Origin of the sequence: Caecibacter sp. AF58-12pH5A, assembly GCF_027681725.1 — a bacterium.
GTDB classification, from domain to species: domain Bacteria; phylum Bacillota; class Negativicutes; order Veillonellales; family Megasphaeraceae; genus Megasphaera; species Megasphaera hominis.
In genome coordinates, this window is the sequence record NZ_JAQDBC010000086.1 from 1 (window position 1) to 638 (window position 638).

Consider the following 638-nt stretch of genomic DNA (forward strand, 5'->3'; position numbering starts at 1 on the left):
AAATTCGAAGACTATGCTGATATCGATAAAGCACCGGAAGAACGTGAACGTGGTATTACAATCAACACGGCACACGTTGAATATGAAACGGACAAACGCCACTATGCACACGTTGACTGCCCGGGGCATGCTGACTATGTAAAGAACATGATCACCGGCGCTGCTCAGATGGACGGTGCTATCCTCGTAGTATCCGCTGCTGACGGCCCGATGCCGCAGACACGTGAACACATCCTGCTTGCCCGCCAGGTAGGCGTACCGGCTATCGTTGTATACCTGAACAAAGCTGACCAGGTTGACGATCCGGAACTGATCGAACTCGTAGAAATGGAAGTTCGTGACCTCCTGAGCTCCTATGATTATCCGGGCGACGAAGTACCTATCATTGTAGGTTCTGCCCTGAAAGCCCTCGAAGGCGACGAAAAAGCTAAACAGTCCATCCTCGACCTCATGGATGCTGTTGATAACTACATCCCGACACCGGATCGTCCGACGGACAAACCGTTCCTGATGCCGGTCGAAGACGTATTCACGATCACAGGCCGTGGTACTGTTGCTACAGGCCGTGTTGAACGTGGTACGGTTAAAGTAGGCGACGCAGTAGAAATCGTTGGCTTGGCTGACGAACCGAAGAACAC

Annotated in this window: 1 protein-coding gene; it reads left to right on the top strand. The window is 52.0% G+C overall.

Features of this window, described 5'->3' with window-relative positions; genetic code table 11:
* Window positions 1-638, top strand: a 638-nt coding sequence (locus PGX44_RS13940; RefSeq protein WP_498855843.1) for a GTP-binding protein, incomplete at both ends; no start/stop codon positions are given.